This is a genomic window from Roseivivax jejudonensis (genome assembly GCF_900172265.1).
Lineage (GTDB): Bacteria > Pseudomonadota > Alphaproteobacteria > Rhodobacterales > Rhodobacteraceae > Roseivivax > Roseivivax jejudonensis.
On record NZ_FWFK01000004.1, the window covers coordinates 439,485 to 458,039 of the forward strand.

General features: G+C 70.4%; 21 protein-coding genes. 5 read left to right on the forward strand and 16 right to left on the reverse strand.

The window, feature by feature from the left end; all coding sequences use genetic code 11:
* Positions 1–28: 28 nt before the first annotated feature.
* The 3 genes from rplL to ROJ8625_RS12975 form a co-directional block, all read right to left on the reverse strand.
* Positions 29–412: a 50S ribosomal protein L7/L12 gene (gene rplL / locus ROJ8625_RS12965; protein ID WP_085792303.1), complete on the reverse strand. Its 384-nt coding sequence runs from the start codon at positions 410–412 to the stop codon at positions 29–31.
* Between the two features lie 70 nt (positions 413–482).
* On the reverse strand, positions 483–1,001 hold the full coding sequence (gene rplJ, locus ROJ8625_RS12970; RefSeq protein ID WP_085792304.1) for a 50S ribosomal protein L10: 519 nt from the start codon (positions 999–1,001) through the stop codon (positions 483–485).
* Between the two features lie 305 nt (positions 1,002–1,306).
* The gene (locus ROJ8625_RS12975; RefSeq protein WP_234984257.1) at positions 1,307–1,786 is read right to left on the reverse strand and encodes a MarR family winged helix-turn-helix transcriptional regulator; all 480 of its coding nucleotides are present in this window, start codon (positions 1,784–1,786) and stop codon (positions 1,307–1,309) included.
* A gap of 59 nt (positions 1,787–1,845) precedes the next feature.
* On the opposite strand from ROJ8625_RS12975, the gene ROJ8625_RS12980 reads away from it, so the two are divergent.
* Positions 1,846–2,208: a DUF1428 domain-containing protein gene (locus ROJ8625_RS12980; protein WP_085792305.1), complete on the forward strand. Its 363-nt coding sequence runs from the start codon at positions 1,846–1,848 to the stop codon at positions 2,206–2,208.
* A gap of 201 nt (positions 2,209–2,409) precedes the next feature.
* Here ROJ8625_RS12980 and ROJ8625_RS12985 read toward each other — a convergent pair whose 3' ends face one another.
* A complete protein-coding gene (locus ROJ8625_RS12985; RefSeq protein WP_085792306.1) occupies positions 2,410–3,966 on the reverse strand; it encodes a bifunctional metallophosphatase/5'-nucleotidase in 1,557 nt (518 codons plus the stop codon).
* A 138-nt stretch (positions 3,967–4,104) separates the two neighbouring features.
* On the opposite strand from ROJ8625_RS12985, the gene ROJ8625_RS12990 reads away from it, so the two are divergent.
* Both ROJ8625_RS12990 and ROJ8625_RS12995 read left to right on the forward strand, forming a co-directional pair.
* On the forward strand, positions 4,105–4,446 hold the full coding sequence (locus ROJ8625_RS12990; RefSeq protein WP_085792307.1) for a DUF952 domain-containing protein: 342 nt from the start codon (positions 4,105–4,107) through the stop codon (positions 4,444–4,446).
* Positions 4,446–5,498 (forward strand): quinone-dependent dihydroorotate dehydrogenase, encoded by a 1,053-nt coding sequence (locus ROJ8625_RS12995; RefSeq protein WP_085792308.1) that lies wholly within the window; start codon positions 4,446–4,448, stop codon positions 5,496–5,498. Before ROJ8625_RS12990 ends, ROJ8625_RS12995 begins: the two co-directional genes overlap by 1 nt.
* A 28-nt stretch (positions 5,499–5,526) precedes the next feature.
* Here the strand turns inward: ROJ8625_RS12995 and ROJ8625_RS13000 are convergent, their stop codons facing one another.
* From ROJ8625_RS13000 to rpsA, 4 genes are all read right to left on the reverse strand, one after another.
* Positions 5,527–6,189 carry a phosphoribosylanthranilate isomerase gene (locus ROJ8625_RS13000; RefSeq protein WP_085792309.1) on the reverse strand — a complete coding sequence of 221 codons (663 nt, stop codon included), beginning with the start codon at positions 6,187–6,189 and terminating at the stop codon, positions 5,527–5,529.
* Between the two features lie 86 nt (positions 6,190–6,275).
* Positions 6,276–6,626 (reverse strand): lipopolysaccharide assembly protein LapA domain-containing protein, encoded by a 351-nt coding sequence (locus tag ROJ8625_RS13005; RefSeq protein WP_085792310.1) that lies wholly within the window; start codon positions 6,624–6,626, stop codon positions 6,276–6,278.
* 5 nt (positions 6,627–6,631) lie between these two features.
* On the reverse strand, positions 6,632–6,916 hold the full coding sequence (gene ihfB / locus ROJ8625_RS13010) for an integration host factor subunit beta (protein ID WP_085792311.1): 285 nt from the start codon (positions 6,914–6,916) through the stop codon (positions 6,632–6,634).
* Positions 6,917–7,187: 271 nt separating this feature from the next.
* Positions 7,188–8,894, reverse strand: a complete 1,707-nt coding sequence (gene rpsA, locus ROJ8625_RS13015) for a 30S ribosomal protein S1 (RefSeq protein WP_085792312.1) — start codon at positions 8,892–8,894, stop codon at positions 7,188–7,190.
* A 227-nt stretch (positions 8,895–9,121) separates the two neighbouring features.
* Between rpsA and ROJ8625_RS13020 the strand changes: the two genes are divergently transcribed.
* A complete protein-coding gene (locus tag ROJ8625_RS13020) occupies positions 9,122–9,433 on the forward strand; it encodes a hypothetical protein (RefSeq protein ID WP_085792313.1) in 312 nt (103 codons plus the stop codon).
* Positions 9,430–11,145: a methyl-accepting chemotaxis protein gene (locus ROJ8625_RS13025; protein WP_085792314.1), complete on the forward strand. Its 1,716-nt coding sequence runs from the start codon at positions 9,430–9,432 to the stop codon at positions 11,143–11,145. Before ROJ8625_RS13020 ends, ROJ8625_RS13025 begins: the two co-directional genes overlap by 4 nt.
* A gap of 202 nt (positions 11,146–11,347) precedes the next feature.
* On the opposite strand, the gene ROJ8625_RS13030 is transcribed toward ROJ8625_RS13025, so the two are convergent.
* The 8 genes from ROJ8625_RS13030 to modA all read right to left on the reverse strand — a co-directional run bounded on the left by ROJ8625_RS13030 (position 11,348) and on the right by modA (position 18,450).
* Entirely contained in the window at positions 11,348–11,791 is a 444-nt protein-coding gene (locus ROJ8625_RS13030; RefSeq protein WP_085792315.1) for a DUF4168 domain-containing protein, read from the reverse strand.
* Positions 11,792–11,911: 120 nt separating this feature from the next.
* Positions 11,912–12,550 (reverse strand): (d)CMP kinase, encoded by a 639-nt coding sequence (locus tag ROJ8625_RS13035; protein WP_085792316.1) that lies wholly within the window; start codon positions 12,548–12,550, stop codon positions 11,912–11,914.
* On the reverse strand, positions 12,550–13,899 hold the full coding sequence (gene aroA / locus ROJ8625_RS13040) for a 3-phosphoshikimate 1-carboxyvinyltransferase (RefSeq protein ID WP_085792317.1): 1,350 nt from the start codon (positions 13,897–13,899) through the stop codon (positions 12,550–12,552). The genes ROJ8625_RS13035 and aroA overlap by 1 nt, the downstream gene beginning before the upstream one ends.
* An 85-nt stretch (positions 13,900–13,984) precedes the next feature.
* Positions 13,985–14,698, reverse strand: a complete 714-nt coding sequence (gene trmB / locus ROJ8625_RS13045; RefSeq protein WP_085792318.1) for a tRNA (guanine(46)-N(7))-methyltransferase TrmB — start codon at positions 14,696–14,698, stop codon at positions 13,985–13,987.
* Between the two features lie 43 nt (positions 14,699–14,741).
* Positions 14,742–15,785, reverse strand: a complete 1,044-nt coding sequence (locus ROJ8625_RS13050) for an aldo/keto reductase (RefSeq protein ID WP_085792319.1) — start codon at positions 15,783–15,785, stop codon at positions 14,742–14,744.
* A 72-nt stretch (positions 15,786–15,857) separates the two neighbouring features.
* Positions 15,858–16,961, reverse strand: a complete 1,104-nt coding sequence (modC, locus tag ROJ8625_RS13055) for a molybdenum ABC transporter ATP-binding protein (protein ID WP_085792451.1) — start codon at positions 16,959–16,961, stop codon at positions 15,858–15,860.
* Positions 16,958–17,680, reverse strand: a complete 723-nt coding sequence (modB, locus tag ROJ8625_RS13060; protein ID WP_085792320.1) for a molybdate ABC transporter permease subunit — start codon at positions 17,678–17,680, stop codon at positions 16,958–16,960. Before modB ends, modC begins: the two co-directional genes overlap by 4 nt.
* 5 nt (positions 17,681–17,685) lie before the next feature.
* The gene (gene modA / locus ROJ8625_RS13065; protein ID WP_085792321.1) at positions 17,686–18,450 is read right to left on the reverse strand and encodes a molybdate ABC transporter substrate-binding protein; all 765 of its coding nucleotides are present in this window, start codon (positions 18,448–18,450) and stop codon (positions 17,686–17,688) included.
* Positions 18,451–18,555 lie beyond the last annotated feature (105 nt).

Below are 18,555 nucleotides of genomic sequence, written 5' to 3' on the forward strand. Positions count from 1 at the left end.
AGGGGCGCCGATGGCGCCCCTTTCAGGATCACTTGAGCTCGACTTCCGCGCCTGCGTCTTCGAGCTTCTTCTTGATCTCTTCGGCTTCTTCCTTCGAAGCGCCTTCCTTCACCGGCTTGCCGCCTGCTTCGACCAGCTCCTTGGCTTCCTTGAGGCCAAGGCCGGTGATGCCGCGGACTTCCTTGATCACGTTGATCTTGGATGCGCCGGCCGACTTCAGGATGACGTCGAATTCGGTCTGCTCCTCGGCGGCCTCGGCTGCGCCACCGCCATCGGCGGGGCCTGCCATCATGACGGCGCCGCCCGAAGCGGGCTCGATGCCGTACTCGTCCTTGAGGATGGTTTTCAGTTCCTGTGCCTCGAGAAGGGTCAGACCCACGATCTCTTCGGCGAGTTTCTTCAGATCAGCCATTGTGACTTCTTCCGTATCTAGATGTGATCCAACGCCGCGGCCGAATGTGCCGCGGACCTCGCGGATTGCCTTAGGCCGCCTCGGCCTTCTCCTCGATGGTGGAGAGAATGGAGGCGATGTTCGAAGCGGGCGCGCCGATCGCACCGGCGATGTTCGAAGCGGGGGCGCCAAGCATGCCGGCGATCTGAGCGAGAAGCTCTTCGCGCGACGGCATCTTCGACACGGCTTCGACACCGGCCCGGTCCAGGGCCTCCCCACCCATTGCGCCGCCAAGGACTTGCAGCTTCTTGTTATCCTTGGCGAAATCCTCGACCACCTTGGCCGCGGCCACGGGGTCTTCGGAATAGGTGAGGACGGTCATGCCCTCGAGGTACTTCGACATGCTCTCGCATGCCTTGCCCTCGAGCGCGATCTTGGCGAGCCTGTTCTTGGCGACGCGCACCGACGCACCGGCCTCTCGGGCACGGCCACGCAGGTCCTGCATCTCGGCAACCGTGAGGCCCTGGTAGTGTGCAACCACCACGACGCCAGAGCTCTCGAAGATCTGGCCGAGTTCGTCGACCACTTTCTCTTTCTGGGCTCTATCCACAGTTTCACTCCAAGTTCTGGAGGGTCGACCCCTCCGGCTCGTTCAAAGCCGGGCAGCATTGCCCGGCCCCAAGGTCCGATCGGGTCGTCACAATCGCGTATCCGGAGGAGACAGCGCTCCAACGGACGGAATGTTCTGGTCCCGTCTCGGGCAGGACTTAGCGGCATCGGATCCCGGATCCTTTGCCCGCCCACCGTCTCGGACGATACGCATAGGCCGCACGAATCGCATGCCGCCCATTGCGATGGTCCGCATAGACGGTTGTGCCGGCTTTGCCAAGGGCGCAGGCGCGACCGGCACCTGCTCTAGCGCGGCGGGGCCAGCGCCGCGAGATCGGCGCGCAGATCGGCCATTTTTCCGGCGCCGGCGTCGCTCTCGATCTCGGCCTGGGCGCGCCGCCACACCGGCAGTGCCGCACGCAGCCGCGCGCGCCCCTCAGCCGTCAGGGCGAGTCGCCGCGCCCGGCTGTCCGACGGATCCGGCGACGAGGTGACGAGGCCGCGTCGCTCGAGCGGTTTCAGCGCCGCCGTCAGCGTCGTGCGGTCCATCCCGAGCAACGGCACCAGCGCCCCGAGCCGCGGCCGCTCGGGCCGGTTGAGCGCCATCAACAGCGAGAACTGCCGGTTGGTCAGCCCCACCGGCGCCAGCGCCGCGTCGAAGTGACGGGCCACGACCCGGGCGGCCCGCTGAAGATGCAGGCACAGGCAGCTGTCGCGCACCTCTCGGGTCACCGACAGCGGAAGATCCGGATCCATCTCCGGCGGGGTTTCGCGCGTCTCGCTCATTTATGTTGATATCAACTCAAATGAAGCGCAGCCTCAAGGGGTCAAAGCGGAGATTCGTCATGCCCTATTATTCCGGCTTCCTCCTCGCCGTTCCCACGGCCAACCGCGACGCCTATCGCGACATGGCCGCGTCGGCATGGGAGATCTTCAAGGAACACGGCTGCCTCGGCGCGGTCGAGACTTGGGGCGTCGACGTGCCGGACGGCAGCGTCACCTCGTTTCCGATGGCGGTGAAAAAGACCGAGGACGAAACCGTCGTGTTCTCGTGGATGGTCTGGCCGGACAAGGCCACCGCGGACAAGGGCTGGGACGCGGTGATGGCCGATCCGCGCATGAAGGACATGCCCGAGATGCCGTTCGACGGCATGCGGATGATGTGGGGCGGGTTCGAGCCGCTCTTCACCGCCGGCACGCCGGCCTGAGCCGGCCCCGCTGAACCTCCGCGCAAACGCGTCGAGCTGGTCCGTCACGGTGCCCCGGCGGTCGCGGGCTGCCATCTCGCGGCGTGTTTCGCACGCCTCCGCGCTGCGGTGCCGTGCGATTGCGGTGTCGTCTTCGACGCGACCCTCGGCATGCCGAAGGTCGGGATCGCGCGCGAACGGATGCCCGCGCGCGATGCCGGTTCATTGCATCGTGATGCGGCCGTCGGTGTAGGGCTCGTAGGGGCCGTTCTCGGCGAGATACTCCGCGGTCACGTCGGCGAGGTCCGGTCCGTAATCGTAGGCGTCCCGCGCATCGATGAACATGGCGTAGCCATCGCCGCCGTTGCGGACGTAGTTGTTCGACACCACGCCGTAGAGCGTGTCGGGATCGAGCGGGGCATCGCCCACCATGATGTCGCTCACGCGGTTGCCGACGTCGGCCGAGGCATCGACCGTGAAGCTGAGACCCGCCACCTGCGGGAAGCGCCCGGCCCCCTCCTCGATCTGGCTGACGCCGTTCTCCAGCGCTTCCTTCAGCACAGACCCGGAGACCCGGAACGTCGACAGCGTGTTCTGGAACGGCAGCACCGTCAGAACCTCGCCCATCGTCACCTCGCCCGCGTCGATGGACGCGCGCAGGCCGCCCGAGTTCGTGATCGCGATCTCGATGCCCTGATCCGCGACGCGGTCGAGCATGGCATCGGCCACGAGGTTGCCCATGGCGCATTCCTGCGCGCGGCAGACGGTACGATCGCCCTCGATGGGCGCGGCGGCCTCGGCCACGACCTCGTTGCGGATCTCGTCGAGCGGCTCGGCCGCCTCGGCGATGCGGGCCACGACCTCCTCGTTCTCGGCCACGGCGGCATCCATGATGAGCGGGGCGCCGGTCGCAGACGTGACCACGCCGTCGTCGTCGAACACCACGTTCAGTTCGCCGAGAAACTTGCCGTAGGCATAGGCCTGGACGATCGCGGTGTCGCCGACCATGGTCGGGTATGGCCCCGCGGCATCCTCCATGTCGCCCAGAAGCGTGTTGGTGTGCCCACCGACGATCACGTCTACGCCGGTCGTCTCCTCGGCGACCCGCTGGTCCACGGCATAGCCCGAGTGACTGAGCACGATGATCTTTGTCACACCGTCCTCGGTGAGCCGGTCGACCTCGGCCTGCACTGCGGCGACGGGATCGCTGAAGGTCACGTTCGGGCCGGGGCTCGCCAGTTCGTCGGTGTCCTCGGGCGTCAGGCCGATCAGCCCCAGCCGCTCGCCGTTGCGTTCGATCACGGTGGATTTCTCGATCACGTCGGCGAGCTGCGGCTCGTTCGAGATGTCGGCGTTCGACATCAGGATCGGGAATTCGACGGCGTCGACGAAGCCGCGCAGGACCTCGGGCCCGTCGTCGAACTCGTGGTTGCCCACCGTCATCGCGTCGTAGCCGAGCCGGTTCATCATCTCCGCGGCGAGCTGGCCCTTGTAGTAGGTGTAGAACAGCGTGCCCTGGAACTGGTCGCCGCCGTCGAAGAGAACCGGGTTCTCGGCGCGCGCGCGCGCCTCCTCGATCGCCGTGATCAGCCGCGCGGTGCCGCCGAAACATTCGCCGGCCGCGTTGTCCTCGGCCGCGCAGGTCGAATCGTAGGCCGAGATCGGCTCGAACCGGGCATGGAAGTCGTTGGTGTGCAGGATGGTCAGGGCATAGTCGGCCTGCGCCGTCCCGGCACCCAGCGCGAGCGCGGCGGCGCCCGTCATGAGACGAATGGACATCGGTTCCCTCTCTGTCGGAGTGTGGTTGGCGGTGATGCTGGCGCGCGGCGCGCCCCTTGTCAAAGCTCTGTTACATTCGCGACGCGAGGTCCGCCCGGCGCGCTTGACCGCTGCACCGGCGCGCGGCAAGAGGCGGGCATGACCCTCATCTACAAGATCTTCCGCGAAGACGAATACGCCGACTTCCTCCGGGCCGGAGAAACCGCCGGCGCGCCGATCGACGTGGCCGACGGCTATATCCACTTCTCCACCCCCGAACAGGCAGAAGAGACGGCCGCCAAGCATTTCGCCGGCGAGGACGGGTTGATGCTGGTGGCCTGCGACGACGCCGCGCTCGCCCCCGATCTCAAGTGGGAGCCCTCGCGCGGGGGCGCCCTCTTTCCGCATCTCTACCGGCGGCTGAGAACGGACGACGTGGCCTGGGCGCAGAAGCTGCCGCTCGAGGGCGGGCGCCACAATTTCAATCCCTCGGAGGGCTGATGCTGGAGCGCGCCGGCCTCGCACTCCTGCGCCGCGTCGATCCCGAACGCGCGCACGGGCTGGCGCTCACGGCGCTGCGCACAGGCCTCGTGCCGCTGCCGGGCCGGGTCACCAGCGACCGGCTCAAGACCGACCTCGCGGGGCTCGGCCTCGACAATCCCGTGGGCCTCGCCGCCGGTTTCGACAAGAACGCCGAGGCGCTCGGTCCGCTGTCGCGCGCGGGCTTCGGCTTTCTCGAGGCCGGCGCCGTCACGCCGCGGCCGCAGCCGGGCAACCCGCGCCCGCGGCTCTTCCGCCTGGCCGAGGACCGGGCGGCGATCAACCGGTTCGGCTTCAACAACGCCGGTATGGAGGCGGTCGCGCCGCGCCTCGCGGCCAGGCCCCGCGACGCCGTGATCGGGCTCAACCTCGGCGCCAACAAGGACAGCGCCGACCGCGCCGCGGACTACGCGACCGTCCTGTCGCGACTCGGCGCGGATCTCGACTTCGCGACGGTGAACGTATCGTCGCCGAACACCGAGCGCCTGCGCGACCTGCAGGGGCGCGAGGCGCTCGCCGGTCTCCTCGCCGGCGTCCTCGCGGCACGCGACGCCCTGCCCGCCCGGATCCCGGTCTTCCTCAAGATCGCGCCCGATCTCGACGACGCGGCGCTCGCCGACATCGCCGCCGTCGCCCGGGAGACCGGCGTCGACGCCATCGTCGCCACCAATACCACCCTCGCCCGCGACGGGCTGACCGCCGCCACCGCGGCCGAGGCTGGCGGCCTCTCCGGTGCGCCGCTCTTCGACCGCGCGACGCGCGTCCTCGCGCGGCTGTCGCAGCTCACCCGCGACGCCATCCCGCTGATCGGCGTCGGCGGGATCGGCTCGGGGGCCGACGCCTACGCCAAGATCCGCGCCGGCGCGTCCGCGGTGCAGCTCTACACGGCGCTGGTCTACGACGGGATCGGCCTCGCCGGACGTATCGCGCGCGACCTCGACGCGCATCTCGAACGCGACGGATTCGCCTCGGTGGCCGAGGCGGTCGGGACCGGCCGGGCCGCATGGCTCTGACCGGCCGCGGACGGCCCAGCGGCGCGGCCTAGAGCGTCGGCGCCGCCTCGGCCGTCCGCGCGGCCCGCACGAAGGCCGCGATCCGCTCTGGATCCTTCAGCCCCGGCGCCGCCTCCACGCCCGAGGACACGTCGACCTGCCGCGCGCCCGTCATCGCCACCGCGCGCGCCACGGTTCCGGGCGTCAGCCCGCCGGCCAGCATCCACGGAACCGCCACCCGCAGCCCGGCGATCAGACGCCAGTCGAAGGCGAGCCCGTTGCCGCCCGGGAGCGCCGCGCCCGCCGGCGCCTTCGCGTCGATCAGGATCTGGTCGGCCACCCGCGCCTGCGCGGCGATGGCCCCGAGGTCGTCCGACGCCGCGACGCCCACCGCCTTCATCACCGGAAGGCCGGTGCGCGCGCGGATCTCGGCCACCCGCTCCGGCGTCTCGCGGCCGTGCAACTGCACCATGTCGAGCGGCACCGCCGCCAGCACCGCATCGAGCGCCGCGTCCGCGGGATCGACCATGAGACCGACCTTGGCGAGCCCCGGCGGCGCGGCCAGCGCCAGGTCGCGCGCCACCTCCGGCGCCACGTTGCGCGGCGAGCGCGCGAAGAACACGAACCCTGCATAGGCCGCGCCGGCGGCCGCCGCGGCGGCGACGTCCGCCTCCCGCGTCAGCCCGCAGATCTTGACCCTGACCTCGCTCATCCCGTGCCGGCCTCCGCCGTCGCGCTTTTCTTCTTGGTGAAACTACTCCGGGGTCCGGGGCAGCGCCCCGGTCCGCGTCGGCCGCCTCAGCGCGGCTGGTCGAGCAGCGCCAGGACCTCGTCCTTGCCCTTGTCGCGCTCCGCCCGGGTCCGCTTGAGCTCGCGCTCGAGCCGGCGGGCCTCCGCATCCTTCCGCGCCGCCTGCGCGCGATGCTTGTACTCGCGGAGCCATTCCCAGACGAATCCGATCAGGAGCCCCGCGACGATGCCGATGAAGACCACGAGGAACAGCGGCAACTCGATCCCGTACTGCACGCCCAGGAGCTCCGCCACGTCCGGCGGCAGCAATTGCAGCGACACGATCGCGCGGTTGGCCAGCGCCACGCAGACGAGGATCGCCGCCAGAACGGCCAGAAACACGTATCGGATGTAGCGCATGGATGTCAGGCCTTTCCGTTCAGACGGTCGCGAAGCAGCTTGCCGGTCTTGAAGAAAGGCACGTGTTTTTCTTCGACGTCAACCGCTTCGCCGGTGCGTGGGTTGCGGCCGACGCGCGCGTCGCGCTTCTTCACCGAGAAGGCGCCGAACCCGCGCAGTTCCACCCTGTCGCCCCGCGCCATCGCGGTGACGATCTCCTCGAATATGGTGTTCACGATCCGCTCCACGTCGCGCTGGTAGAGATGCGGATTCTCGTCGGCGATCTTCTGGATCAGTTCTGAACGGATCATGCGTCACACCCTCACCGGAGCGGCGTCGCGCTCCTCCCCACGTTTCCGTGACTATACGGCGAAGGCGGCGTTTCCGAAACCGAAAGGACGGGAAAAAATGCCCTGTTTCACGTCACTTCGGCGACAAGCGCCGGGATTCCGCGCGGCGGGCCCGTGTGGCGGGCGCGCAGAGGGCCGCACGGGAGTGCGTGCAACCGACGATTCGATACAACGAAGCGGCCCCGGTCCTGCCGGACCGGGGCCGCCATTCTCCCGTGCGGGAGCGCCAGGATCAGTCGTCGTCGCGGTTCAGCGCGGCGCCGAGAATGTCGCCGAGCGACGCACCGGAATCGGAAGAGCCGTACTGCTCGACCGCTTCCTTTTCCTCGGCGATCTCGCGGGCCTTGATCGACAGGCCGAGGCGGCGCGACTTCATGTCGACATTGGTGACGCGCACGTCCACCTTGTCACCGACCGAGAACCGCTCGGGGCGCTGCTCGGCGCGGTCGCGCGACAGGTCGGAGCGGCGGATGAAGGACTTCATGCCCTCGTATTCCACCTCGATGCCGCCGTCCTCGATCGCGGTGACCGTGCAGGTCACGATCGAGCCGCGCTTGATGCCACCGGCCGCGTCGGCGAACTTGTCGCCGCCCAGCGCCTTGATCGACAGCGAGATGCGCTCCTTCTCGACATCGGTGTCCTGCACCACCGCCTGGACGACATCGCCCTTGCGGTAGTTCTGGATCGCCTCTTCGCCGCGCTCGTCCCAGCTGAGGTCCGACAGGTGGACCATGCCGTCGATGTCGCCCTCGAGACCGATGAACAGGCCGAACTCGGTGATGTTCTTGACCTCGCCCTCGACCTCGGTGCCCGGGGGGAACTGCTCGTTGAAGACTTCCCACGGATTGCGCTGGGTCTGCTTGAGCCCGAGCGACACGCGGCGCTTGGCCTGGTCGATCTCCAGCACCATCACGTCCACCTCCTGGGAGGTCGACACGATCTTGCCCGGATGGACGTTCTTCTTGGTCCAGCTCATCTCGGAGACGTGCACGAGGCCCTCGACCCCCGGCTCCAGCTCCACGAAGGCGCCGTAGTCGGTGATGTTGGTCACGCGGCCGGTGTGCACCGAGCTCATCGGGTACTTCGCGGCCACCAGATCCCACGGATCTTCCTGCAGCTGCTTCATGCCGAGGCTGATGCGGTGGGTCTCGCGGTTGATCTTGATGACCTGCACCTTGACCGTCTCGCCGATCGACAGGATCTCGGACGGGTGATTGACCCGGCGCCATGCCATGTCGGTCACGTGCAGCAGGCCGTCGACGCCGCCGAGATCGACGAACGCGCCGTACTCGGTGATGTTCTTGACCACGCCGTCGACCGCCTGGCCCTCTTCGAGATTGGCGATGACTTCGGCGCGCTGCTCGGCCCGGCTCTCCTCGAGGATCGCGCGGCGCGAGACCACGATGTTGCCGCGGCGGCGGTCCATCTTGAGAATCTGGAACGGCTGCTTGAGGCCCATGAGCGGGCCTGCGTCACGCACGGGGCGCACGTCGACCTGCGAGCCCGGCAGGAACGCCACGGCGCCGCCAAGATCGACGGTGAAGCCGCCCTTGACGCGGCCGAAGATCGCGCCCTCCACGCGCGCGTCGTCGGCATAGGCTTTCTCGAGCCGGTCCCACGCCTCTTCACGGCGGGCCATGTCGCGCGAGATGACGGCCTCGCCGCGGGCGTTCTCGGCCGCGCGAAGATAGACCTCGACCTCGTCGCCCACGGTGATCCCGGATTCCTCGCCCGGGTTGGCGAATTCCTTGAGATCGACGCGGCCTTCCATCTTGTAGCCGACGTCGATGATGGCTTGGCCCGCCTCGACGGCGATGACCTTGCCCTTGACGACAGTGCCCTCGTCGGGCGTGTCCATTTCGAGGCTTTCGTTCAGGAGGGCCTCGAATTCCTCCATGGATGCGTTCGGCATGTGTCGGTCGGTTTCCTTTGACGTCATCGTTTTCCGGCCGCGCGGTTGTCTCCGCCGGTCTTTGGGGTGGTCGGGGCCCGCAAAGCAAAGAGGGCCGGTAATCCCGACCCTGCTCGATGTCCTGCTTCGCGGCGTTTGCGCCTTGTCGACAGCGCGTCCATAGCGGCTCACGCGCCGCAGGGCAAGTCCCCGGGGCGTGTGCACCCCGGCGGGCGTTTACGCGATGGAAAGACCGAGGGTGCTAGGCCGGGCGCATGTGGCAGTCTGTACGCGATTGGGCCCTCGTCTGGGCGCTCGTCCTGACCGGGATCGCCGCGCCGGTGGCAACGCTGGCGCGCACACCGGTGACGCGGGACGCTCCGCTGCTGGTGATCGCGCGCGATCCCGGGGCGCTCGTCGCCCGGGCCGGCGGGCGCGTGGTCGGGCCCGCCCGCGCGCCGCTCGCGATCCTCGCGGACGCTGATCCCGGCCTGCCCGACCGGCTGCGCGCCCTCGGTGCCTGGCATGTCGGCGGGGCGGCCGCGCTCGCCGCCCTTTGCGATCCTGGACAGGGGACTTCGAAATGAAGCTCGATTCGACAATGTCGCCGGCCGGCGAGCCCGATCTCTCCGGCGCGCGACAGAGGCTCCTCGTGCTGGGCTGGCTCATGGTCCCTGTCGTCACCGGGGCCAGCCTCATGGCCGGAAACGGATGGGTCCTTGCCCCCGCCCTTTCGCTGATCTTCGCCGGTCTCGCGCTGGCGGGGCGCGGGGCCGCGCCGGCGCGCGCGCCGATCATCGCCGCCCTCGCGGCAGTGGGCCAACCGATCGCCCTGACCGCGGCGCTCGCCGGTCATCCCTGGCAGATCGACAGCCACATGCTGTTCTTCGCCGTCCTGGCCGCGCTCGTCATGCTGCAGAGCGTGCCGGCGGTCCTGGCCGCGACGGGCCTCGTCGCGCTGCATCACCTCGGCTTCGCGGTAGCGCTGCCTGGCCTCGTCTACCCGAGCTTCGACCTCGCCACCAATCTCGGGCGTACGCTTCTTCACGCGATGATCGTTCTGGGCGAGGCCGGCGCCATCGTGTTCGCCATCCGCCAGCAGCGCGCGCTTCTCGACGCAAACGCCCGGCAACTGGACGCGGTCGCCTCCGCCACGGCCGAGGCCGAGGCGGCCCGCGACGCCGCCGAGGCCGCCAGCCGCGAAGCCGAAGCGCAGAAGCGCGCTGCCGAGGAAGAGCGCGCCACCGCCGAGGCCGCGCTGGCCGAGACGGAGCGCGAGCGGAGCCTCGCCGCCGAGGCCGACGAACGCCTGCACGCCACCGAGGAGGCGCGCCGCGCCGAAGAGGTGCGCCAGCGCGACGCTCAGCGCCTCACCATGCAGCGGCTCGGCGAGGGGTTGAAGGCACTGGCCGCGGGCGACCTGACCTTCCGCCTGACCGACCGGTTCCCGGACGACTACGAAGAGGTGCGCGCCAATTTCAACGACGCGGTCGCTGCGCTCGGCGAGGCGGTGCGCCATGTCTCCGAGCAGGCGGACCGCATGCTCGCGGACATCGACGGCCTCGGGCGCACGGCGGAGGACCTGTCGGATCGCTCCACCCGCCAGTCCGGCAGCCTCGAGCACAATGCCGGCGCGCTCGAACGGGTCACCGACGTCGTGCGCGCGACCGCCGAGGGCGCGGCCGAAGTGTCACGTTCGGCCCGCGACGCCCGCGCCAGCGTCGAACGCAGCGGCGAGGTCGTGCGCCGCAGCTCCGACGCGATGGCCGCGATCAACGACTCGGCACAGGAGATCAACAAGATCATCGACGTGATCGACCAGATCGCCTTTCAGACGAACCTTCTCGCACTGAATGCCGGGGTCGAGGCAGCGCGCGCCGGGGACGCGGGGCGCGGCTTCGCTGTCGTCGCCACCGAGGTCCGCGCGCTCGCGCAGCGCTCCTCGGACGCCGCGCGCGACATCAGCGCCCTGATCTCGAACAGCCAGGCCCACGTGGACGAAGGCGTGCGCAACGTCGGCGATACCGTTTCCGCGCTCGAAACCGTCGCCGGCGCGGTCGTGGAGATCGCGACCCGGATCGACGGCATCGCGCAATCGGCCACCGACCAGGCCGCCGGACTGGGCGAGATCAACGCGGCCGTCGCCGCGCTCGATTCAGACAGCCGCCAAAGCACCACCCTGTCGTCCGAGACCGCGCGCGCCGCCGAAACCCTCGCGGACAGCGCGGCGGAAATGAAGCGGCTGACGGCGCGGTTCAAGCACCAGGCGCCACGCACGCGCCCGCGCGCCGTTGCCTGATCGTTTTCGCCAGTCTCATGCGCGCAACGGTGCGACAGCCGCCGACCGCCCCGCCGTTGACGGGCGTCTCTGAAACGCGGCGCCGTCCCCGCCCGGCCCGCCTCGGCAAGGCGACACCGCCAAGATCCGATCCGGCAACGAAAAAGGGCGGATCCCGCAGGATCCGCCCGAAGCCCGGAAATGTCGGTGAGTGTGACTGCGCTCAGCCCGCGTCCTCGGTCTGCATCTCCTCGAGACGCTGAGCGATGCGCTGGTTCAGATCCTCGTCCATCGACGCGGCACGATTGATCGCCATGTAGTCGTCCATGGTCAGGCCATCAGTGGCCTCGATGGCGCTGCGCATCTCGGCGTTGGCCTCGTCGATCAGCTCCTGCTGGGCCGTCTCGTCCTCGACGCCCTGAAGCTCGGTCGCATACTGGTCGCGGATCTCGGTGACCTCGATCACGGCGCTGGCGAACGCGTCGATCTGTGCATCCTCGAAAACCGGCGTCTCGGGCGCCGCATCCTGGCTTTGCTCCATCTCGGTCTGCGGCTGGGTCTGGGTCTCCATGTCGCCGGACGCATCCTGTGCGAGAGCGAAGCTCGCGGGAGCAGCGGCAATTGCGGCGGCCAGCGTGGCGGCGGTGATCTTGCGCGTCGGGAACATGAGCGCTCCTTTCTGTCCTGTGCATGCGCCGGGCCCGGTCCGGGCGGCGGCTTCACGGGACATGGGACCGCGATCCCCCGCTGCCAAATCCTGTCAGCGATTTCTTGCGTTTCCGCAGCGTCAGCCGCGCGAGGACCCGCCGGCAGACCGGACGTCGCGCGCCGCATCGACCGCCGCGATCGCCGCTGCCACCGCCGCCTCGACATCGAGCCGGCTGGTGTCGATCGTCACCGCGTCGTCCGCAGGACGCAACGGCGCATCGCTGCGCCCCATGTCGCGCTCATCCCGCGCCCGGATGTCCTCGAGCACGGCCTCGAACCGGGTATCGGCCCCGGCGGCGACCAGTTCGCGAAACCTGCGCTCCGCGCGCACCTCCGCGCTCGCGGTGACGAAGAGCTTGGCCTCGGCCTCCGGGCAGATCACCGTGCCGATGTCCCGCCCATCGAGCACCGCACCGCCGGAGCGCCGCGCAAACGCGCGCTGAAAGTCGAGAAGGGCCGCGCGCACCTCGGGCAGCGCGCCCACGCGCGAGGCCGCTTCGCCCACCGCCGCGGTGCGCAGGCCCTCGACCTCGAGATCCCCGGGCACGAGCGCCCGCGCCGCCGACACCGGCTCTTCGCCGTCGAGCATGCGCCGGCCGACCGCGCGATAGAGCAGCCCGGTGTCGAGATGGCCGAGCCCGAAATGCGCCGCCACCCGCTTGCTGATCGTCCCCTTGCCCGAGGCGGCCGGCCCGTCGATCGCCACCGTGAACGCCATCACGCCGCCTCCGTCGTCAGCGTGGCTCCGAGCGTGCGCATCAACGGCTCGAAGATCGGGAAGGACGTGGCGATCGGCCCGCAATCGTCGACCGTGATCGCCGCGCGCGCCGCAAAGCCGAGCACGAGGAACGACATCGCGATCCGGTGGTCGAGCCGGCTCTCGACGCGCGCGCCGCCGGCCACGCTGCCCGCCCCTCGCCCGGTCACCGCCCACCAGTCCTCGCCCTCCTCGACGGTGACGCCGCAGGCCTCGAGCCCGCGCGCCATCGCGTCGATCCGGTCGCTTTCCTTCACGCGCAACTCGCGCACGCCGGTCATCAGGGTGCGCCCCTCGGCACAGGCGGCGACTGCCGACAGAACGGGATACTCGTCGATCATCGAGGCCGCGCGACCGGGCGGCACCTCGATCCCGCGCAGGTCCGGAGAGAAGCGCGCGCGCAGGTCCGCGACCGGCTCGCCGCCCTCCTCGCGCGGGTTCTCGTAGACGAGGTCCGCACCCATCTCGCGCAGCGTGGTGAAGAGCCCCGCCCGGGTCGGGTTGAGCCCGATATTCGGCACGAGCACGTCGGAGCCTTCGGTGATCAGCGCGGCACAGACCGGAAAGGCGGCCGAGGACGGATCGCGCGGCACCGCGATCGTCTGCGGCCGAAGGTCGGGCTGGCCGGTCAGCGTGATGATCCGTCCCTCCGCGTCATCCTCGACCGATACCTCCGCGCCGAATCCCGCGAGCATCCGCTCCGAGTGGTCGCGCGTCGCCTCACGCTCGATCACCACGGTCTGGCCGGGCGCGTTCAGGCCGGCCAACAGAACCGCCGACTTGACCTGCGCCGACGGCACGGGCGTCGCGTAACGCACCGGGACCGCGTCCTCCGCGCCAACGATCGTCATGGGCAGTCGACCGCCCGCGCGGCCCACGGCGCGTGCACCGAAAAGCGCCAGCGGATCGGTGACCCGCGCCATCGGCCGGCGGTTGAGCGAGGCGTCGCCGGTGAACGTCGCGGTGATCGGAGAGGTCGCCATCGCGCCCATGATCAGCCGCACGCCGGTGCCCGAGTTGCCGCAATCGATCACCGTCTCGGGCTCGGCGAAGCCGCCCACCCCGACGCCATGGATGTGCCAGGTCTCGCCGCGCCGCTCGACATCGGCCCCGAAGGCGCGCATCGCCGACGCGGTGTCGAGGACGTCCTGCCCCTCGAGAAGCCCGGTCACCGTCGTTTCGCCCACGGACAACGCGCCGAGGATCAGAGCGCGGTGCGAGATCGACTTGTCTCCCGGCACCTCGGCCACGCCCGACAGCGGGCCGCAGGGATGGGCGGTCATGGGCACCGGCGCGCCGTGGCTCGACATTCGGGGGCATCCTCTCGTGTGGGTCGGCGGCTCTCGTAGCAAGCACACGGCACGCCGTCCATCGGGCCCCGGCGCTCGCCGCGGCTCAAAGCCGCTCGAAACTCAGGTAATGCGGCACGCGGCCTTCGCGCAGCGCCTTCTGCTCGTAGCGTGTGGACGGCCAGCCCGCCCAGGGCGTCCGCCAGTCGGCCGCGCGCTCCGCCTGCCAGGCAAAGCCCGCGCGCGGCACCTCCTCCAGGGCCTGACGCACGTAATCGGGGATGTCGGTCGCCATGCGAAAGAGCGCGCCCGGTTGCAGCGCGCGGTAGAGCGGCCCGAGATGCTCGGGCGTGACGAAGCGGCGGCGGTGATGCCTCTTCTTCGGCCACGGATCGGGATAGAGCAGAAAGGCCGCCGACAGGCTATGGTCCGGCAGCACATCGAACAGGTCGCGCACGTCGCCGGGATGGATCGCGACGTTCTGCGCCGGGCTCTCGCGCAGCTTGCCAAGCAGCATCGCCACACCGTTGATGTAAGGCTCGCAGCCGATGAAGGCCGTATCTGGCGCGGCTTCGGCCAGGTGCACGAGGTGCTCGCCGCCGCCGAACCCGACCTCGAGCACGACTGGCCTGTCGCCGAACCGCGCCGCGAGATCGAGCGGTGCGCGCTCCGGGTTGTCCTGCCAGTCGACGCCCGAAAGCTGCCGCGCCGGCAGATCCTCGTCGAGATACCGCTCCTGGGCCGGCCTCAGGCCCTTGCCCTTCAGCCGGCCGTAGAAGTTACGCCACGGCGCGCCGCTCTGATGCCTCGTCTGCGTCATGGGCCGCGGCGATAGCGTGCCGGGCTGCCGGGCGCAACGCCGCTCAGTACGGGAAGGGGTGCACCTTCCACACTGCGTCGAGCGCGGCGGCGAGTTCGTCGGAAATCTCGACGTCGGCGGCCCCGAGCGCATGCTCGAGTTGCTCGAGCGTCGTCGCGCCAAAGATCGACGAGGCGACGAAGGGCCGCCGCGCCGACCAGGCGAAGGCCATGTGCACCGGGTCGATACCGAAGCGGCGCGCGACCTCCAGGTAGGCGTCGACCGCCGGAAACACCCGCGCCGTGGCGCGCCCGCCGAGATCACCGTTGATCGACATGCGGCTGCCCGCCGGCACCGCGCCTTCCTGGTACTTGCCCGACAAGAGGCCCGCGGCCAGCGGCGAGAACGGCAGAAGGCCCACGCCCTCGTTCACCAGAACCTCCGCAAGGTCGGTATCGGCCATGCGGTAGAGCAGCGAATACTCGTTCTGCACCGACTGCACCTCGGGGGTGCCCGTCTCGCGCGCGATGCGCAGCCACTCGGTCGTGCCCCAGGCGGATTCGTTCGACAGACCGAAATGCCGGATGGTGCCGCGGGCGACCTGCTCGCCCATCCAGCCCAGCACGTCGTGCATGTGCTGGCGCGTCGCCGCGCGGTCCTGCTCCCACGGGGCATAGCTCCAGTTCTGCCGGAACGCGTAGCTGCCGCGGTTCGGCCAGTGCAGCTGGTAGAGGTCAATCACGTCGGTGCGCAGCCGCCGCAACGACGCCTCGAGCGCCTCGGTCATGGTCCGGGGGCTGATCGGCGCGCCGTCGCGCACCGCCTGCAACCCGGCGCCGGACACCTTCGTCGCGACGATCCAGTCATCGCGCCGACCCGTCTGGGCGAACCAGGTGCCGAGGATCTCCTCCGTCCGGCCGATCGTCTCCTTGGCGACGGGGTTCACAGGGTACATCTCTGCGGCGTCCATGAAGTTGACGCCGGCGTCGAGCGCACGGTCGATCTGGGCATGGGCCACGGTCTCGTCGGTCTGGCTGCCGAAGGTCATCGTGCCGAGGCAGAGTTCGGACACGGACAGGCCGGTGCGGCCAAGCGGGCGATACTGCATGAGGGGCTCCTTCGCGGTCGCGCGGAGCCTAGTCCGCGACGCGGCGGGCGCAAGGGATCCGGTGCGGCAGGCTCAGCCGGCGGCGTCGCCGCCCGGCCCGCCGATATCCGCCGGGGCGACCGCGACGGACTTCAGCACCGCATAGCAGCGCGTGCCCGGCGATAGGCCGAGCGCGGCCGCGCTCCGCCGAGTCACCCGCGCCAGCAACCGGTCGTCGCCCGCGGCGAGCTGCGCGGTCACGCCCGGACCTCCGCCGTAGCGCAGCGCGACCACCGTGACCGGCAGCACGTTGAGGGCCGATATCCCACGCGGCCGCTCGGTCGCCAGCATCACGTCCTGCGCGAGGATCCGAACCCGGAGCGGCGTGCCCGGCGCGGCGTCGATCCGCGGCAGGAACAGCGTCCCGCCCGAGATCGAGAGTTCGCTCACCCCGTCCTCCGCATGCGCCTCGACCCGCGCGCGCAGAACCGCGCCGGCCTCGCGCAAGCCGAAGAGACGGACCAGTTCTGGATCCGACAGCAGGGTCTCTGGCTCGCCCGCGCGAGCGACGCGCCCGTCCTCCAGCACGACGAGATGCGTGGCCAGCCGCGCGACCTCCGCAAGGTTGTGGCTCACGTAGAGGATCGGCATCCGCGCGCCGTCGCGAAGGCGCTCGAGATACGGCAGGATCTCGGCCCGGCGCGCGGCGTCGAGCGCCGCCAGCGGCTCGTCCATCAGCAGGAAATCGGGCTCCGACAGCAGCGCCCGGCCGATCGCGACGCGGCTGGCCTCGCCGCCCGAAAGCCCCGCCGTGCGCCGCTCGAGCAGCCCGCCGATCCCCAGAAGCTCCGTCACCTCGCCGAGCGGCCCGTCACCCCGCGCGCGTCCGGCCCGCCGACCATAAAGCAGGTTGTCGCGGACCGTCAGGTGGGGAAAGAGACGCGGCTCCTGAAACACGACGCCGGCCCGCCGCCGGTGCACCGGCACGTCCGTCGCATCCGCCGTGTCGAACAGCCTGCGGCCGTTCACGGCGATCCGGCCGGCATCGGGGCGCAGCAGCCCGGCGACCGCGCTGACGACGGTGCTCTTGCCCGCGCCGGACCGGCCGAACAGGACGGTCACGCCGTTCGGCGCGTCGAACGCCACGTCGAGCGTGAAGTCGCCCTGCCGGCGCCGGATCGCGACCGACAGGCTCACGCCGCGCCGCGGATGCGCCGCGCCACCCGCGCGCCGACCCATTCGGAGGCAAAGAGCGCGGCCAGCGCGATGACCACGGACACGAGAACGAGCGCAAGTGCGGCGCGCTCGCCGCCCGGTGCCTGCAGGAAGGCATAGATCGCCGAGGGGATCGTGCGCGTTTCGCCGGGGATGTTCGACACGAAGGTGATGGTCGCGCCGAACTCGCCCATCGCCTTGGCGAAGGCGAGAATCGCACCGGCGACGATGCCCGGCGCCACGAGCGGCAGCGTCACCGTCGCGAACACCCGCGGCCCCGAGGCGCCCAGCGTCGCCGCCGCCGCCTCCAGCCGCGGATCCACAGCCTCGAAGGCGAGCCGGATTGCGCGCACCATCAGCGGGAAGGCCATGATCGCCGCCGCGAGCGCCGCACCGGTCCAGCGAAAGGCCAGGCTGATCCCGAACAGCTGATCGAGCGCCGCGCCGAGCGGCCCCTGCCGCCCGAAGAGCACGAGCAGCACGTAGCCCGTCACCACCGGCGGCAGGATCAGCGGCAGGTGCACCAGCCCGTTCAGCACCGCACGGCCCGGGAAGCGGCGCCGCGCCAGAAGCCACGCCGTCGCGATGCCGAACGGCAGGCTCGCCAGTGTCGCGACCAGCGCCACGCGCAGCGACAGGATCACCGCCTCGCGGATGCCGGGCCAGAGCTCGGGCCATGTCTCGGATCCGGGGGGCAGCATCCCGTTCAGCCCGGCGGGCCGAAGCCGTGACGCGCGAACACCGCCTGCGCGGCCGGACCCGCCAGCCAGTCGAGTAGCGCGCCAGCGGCCTCGGGCGAATCCGCCCCGGCGATCACCGCGCCAGGATAGACGATCGGATCGTGGCTCTCGGGCGGAAAGGTCCCGGCCACGTGCACGCGCGGCTCGGCCCGCGCGTCGGTGGCGTAGACCACGCCGAGAGGCGCCTCGCCCAGCGCCACCAGCGCGAGCGCGGCACGCACGTTGTCGGCCTGTGCGACGCGCGGCGCAAGCGCCTCCCACTGGCCGAGCCATGTCAGCGCCTGGCGCCCGTAGAGTCCCGCCGGCACGGCGTCCACCAGCGCCATGGCAAGCCGCCCCTCTTCTCCGAGGCGAGCGGGGATATCGAACTCGGGCGACATCGGCACCGGTGCGATGCGCAGCCCGCCATGGCCGACGAGGACAAGCGCGTTCGTCATCAGGACGCGCCGGCTCTCAACGTCGATCACGCCCTGTCCCTCGGTCCAGTCCATCCAGTCCGGGCTGGCCGAAACATAGAGATCGGCCGGCGCGCCCTGCGCGATCTGGCGCGCGAGCACGGAACTGCCGGCGGCCGCCACGGTCACGTCGTGCCCGGTCTCGTCCTCCCACAGCGCGGCCGCCTCCTCGAGCGCGGGGCCGAGGCTCGCCGCCGCGAAGACGGTCACCGTGTCGGCGAGCGCCGGTCGGGCGAGAAGACAGAGGCTGAGGCTCAGGGCGAGGACGCGGATCATCGGGGGCCGGAGATGGGAAGCGGGTCGGCGGCACTGTCCCTGTCGATCGGCGCGAGCGCAAGGGCGCAGAAGGTCGGCCCCGCCACGGCGCCGCATGGATCGGAC

Coding starts and splice junctions, on each gene's coding strand:
- ROJ8625_RS12980 (WP_085792305.1), top strand. CDS start 1,846: ATGCCCTATTATTCCGGCTTCCTCCTCGCCGTTCCCACGGCCAACCGC.
- ROJ8625_RS12975 (WP_234984257.1), bottom strand. CDS start 1,786: ATGAGCGAGACGCGCGAAACCCCGCCGGAGATGGATCCGGATCTTCCG.
- rpsA (WP_085792312.1), bottom strand. CDS start 8,894: ATGACGTCAAAGGAAACCGACCGACACATGCCGAACGCATCCATGGAG.
- ROJ8625_RS12985 (WP_085792306.1), bottom strand. CDS start 3,966: ATGTCCATTCGTCTCATGACGGGCGCCGCCGCGCTCGCGCTGGGTGCC.
- aroA (WP_085792317.1), bottom strand. CDS start 13,899: ATGTCGAGCCACGGCGCGCCGGTGCCCATGACCGCCCATCCCTGCGGC.
- ROJ8625_RS13005 (WP_085792310.1), bottom strand. CDS start 6,626: ATGCGCTACATCCGATACGTGTTTCTGGCCGTTCTGGCGGCGATCCTC.
- ROJ8625_RS12990 (WP_085792307.1), top strand. CDS start 4,105: ATGACCCTCATCTACAAGATCTTCCGCGAAGACGAATACGCCGACTTC.
- ROJ8625_RS13035 (WP_085792316.1), bottom strand. CDS start 12,550: ATGGCGTTCACGGTGGCGATCGACGGGCCGGCCGCCTCGGGCAAGGGG.
- trmB (WP_085792318.1), bottom strand. CDS start 14,698: ATGACGCAGACGAGGCATCAGAGCGGCGCGCCGTGGCGTAACTTCTAC.
- rplL (WP_085792303.1), bottom strand. CDS start 412: ATGGCTGATCTGAAGAAACTCGCCGAAGAGATCGTGGGTCTGACCCTT.
- ROJ8625_RS13020 (WP_085792313.1), top strand. CDS start 9,122: ATGTGGCAGTCTGTACGCGATTGGGCCCTCGTCTGGGCGCTCGTCCTG.
- ROJ8625_RS13030 (WP_085792315.1), bottom strand. CDS start 11,791: ATGTTCCCGACGCGCAAGATCACCGCCGCCACGCTGGCCGCCGCAATT.
- ihfB (WP_085792311.1), bottom strand. CDS start 6,916: ATGATCCGTTCAGAACTGATCCAGAAGATCGCCGACGAGAATCCGCAT.
- ROJ8625_RS12995 (WP_085792308.1), top strand. CDS start 4,446: ATGCTGGAGCGCGCCGGCCTCGCACTCCTGCGCCGCGTCGATCCCGAA.
- ROJ8625_RS13025 (WP_085792314.1), top strand. CDS start 9,430: ATGAAGCTCGATTCGACAATGTCGCCGGCCGGCGAGCCCGATCTCTCC.
- ROJ8625_RS13000 (WP_085792309.1), bottom strand. CDS start 6,189: ATGAGCGAGGTCAGGGTCAAGATCTGCGGGCTGACGCGGGAGGCGGAC.
- modA (WP_085792321.1), bottom strand. CDS start 18,450: ATGATCCGCGTCCTCGCCCTGAGCCTCAGCCTCTGTCTTCTCGCCCGA.
- ROJ8625_RS13050 (WP_085792319.1), bottom strand. CDS start 15,785: ATGCAGTATCGCCCGCTTGGCCGCACCGGCCTGTCCGTGTCCGAACTC.
- modB (WP_085792320.1), bottom strand. CDS start 17,680: ATGCTGCCCCCCGGATCCGAGACATGGCCCGAGCTCTGGCCCGGCATC.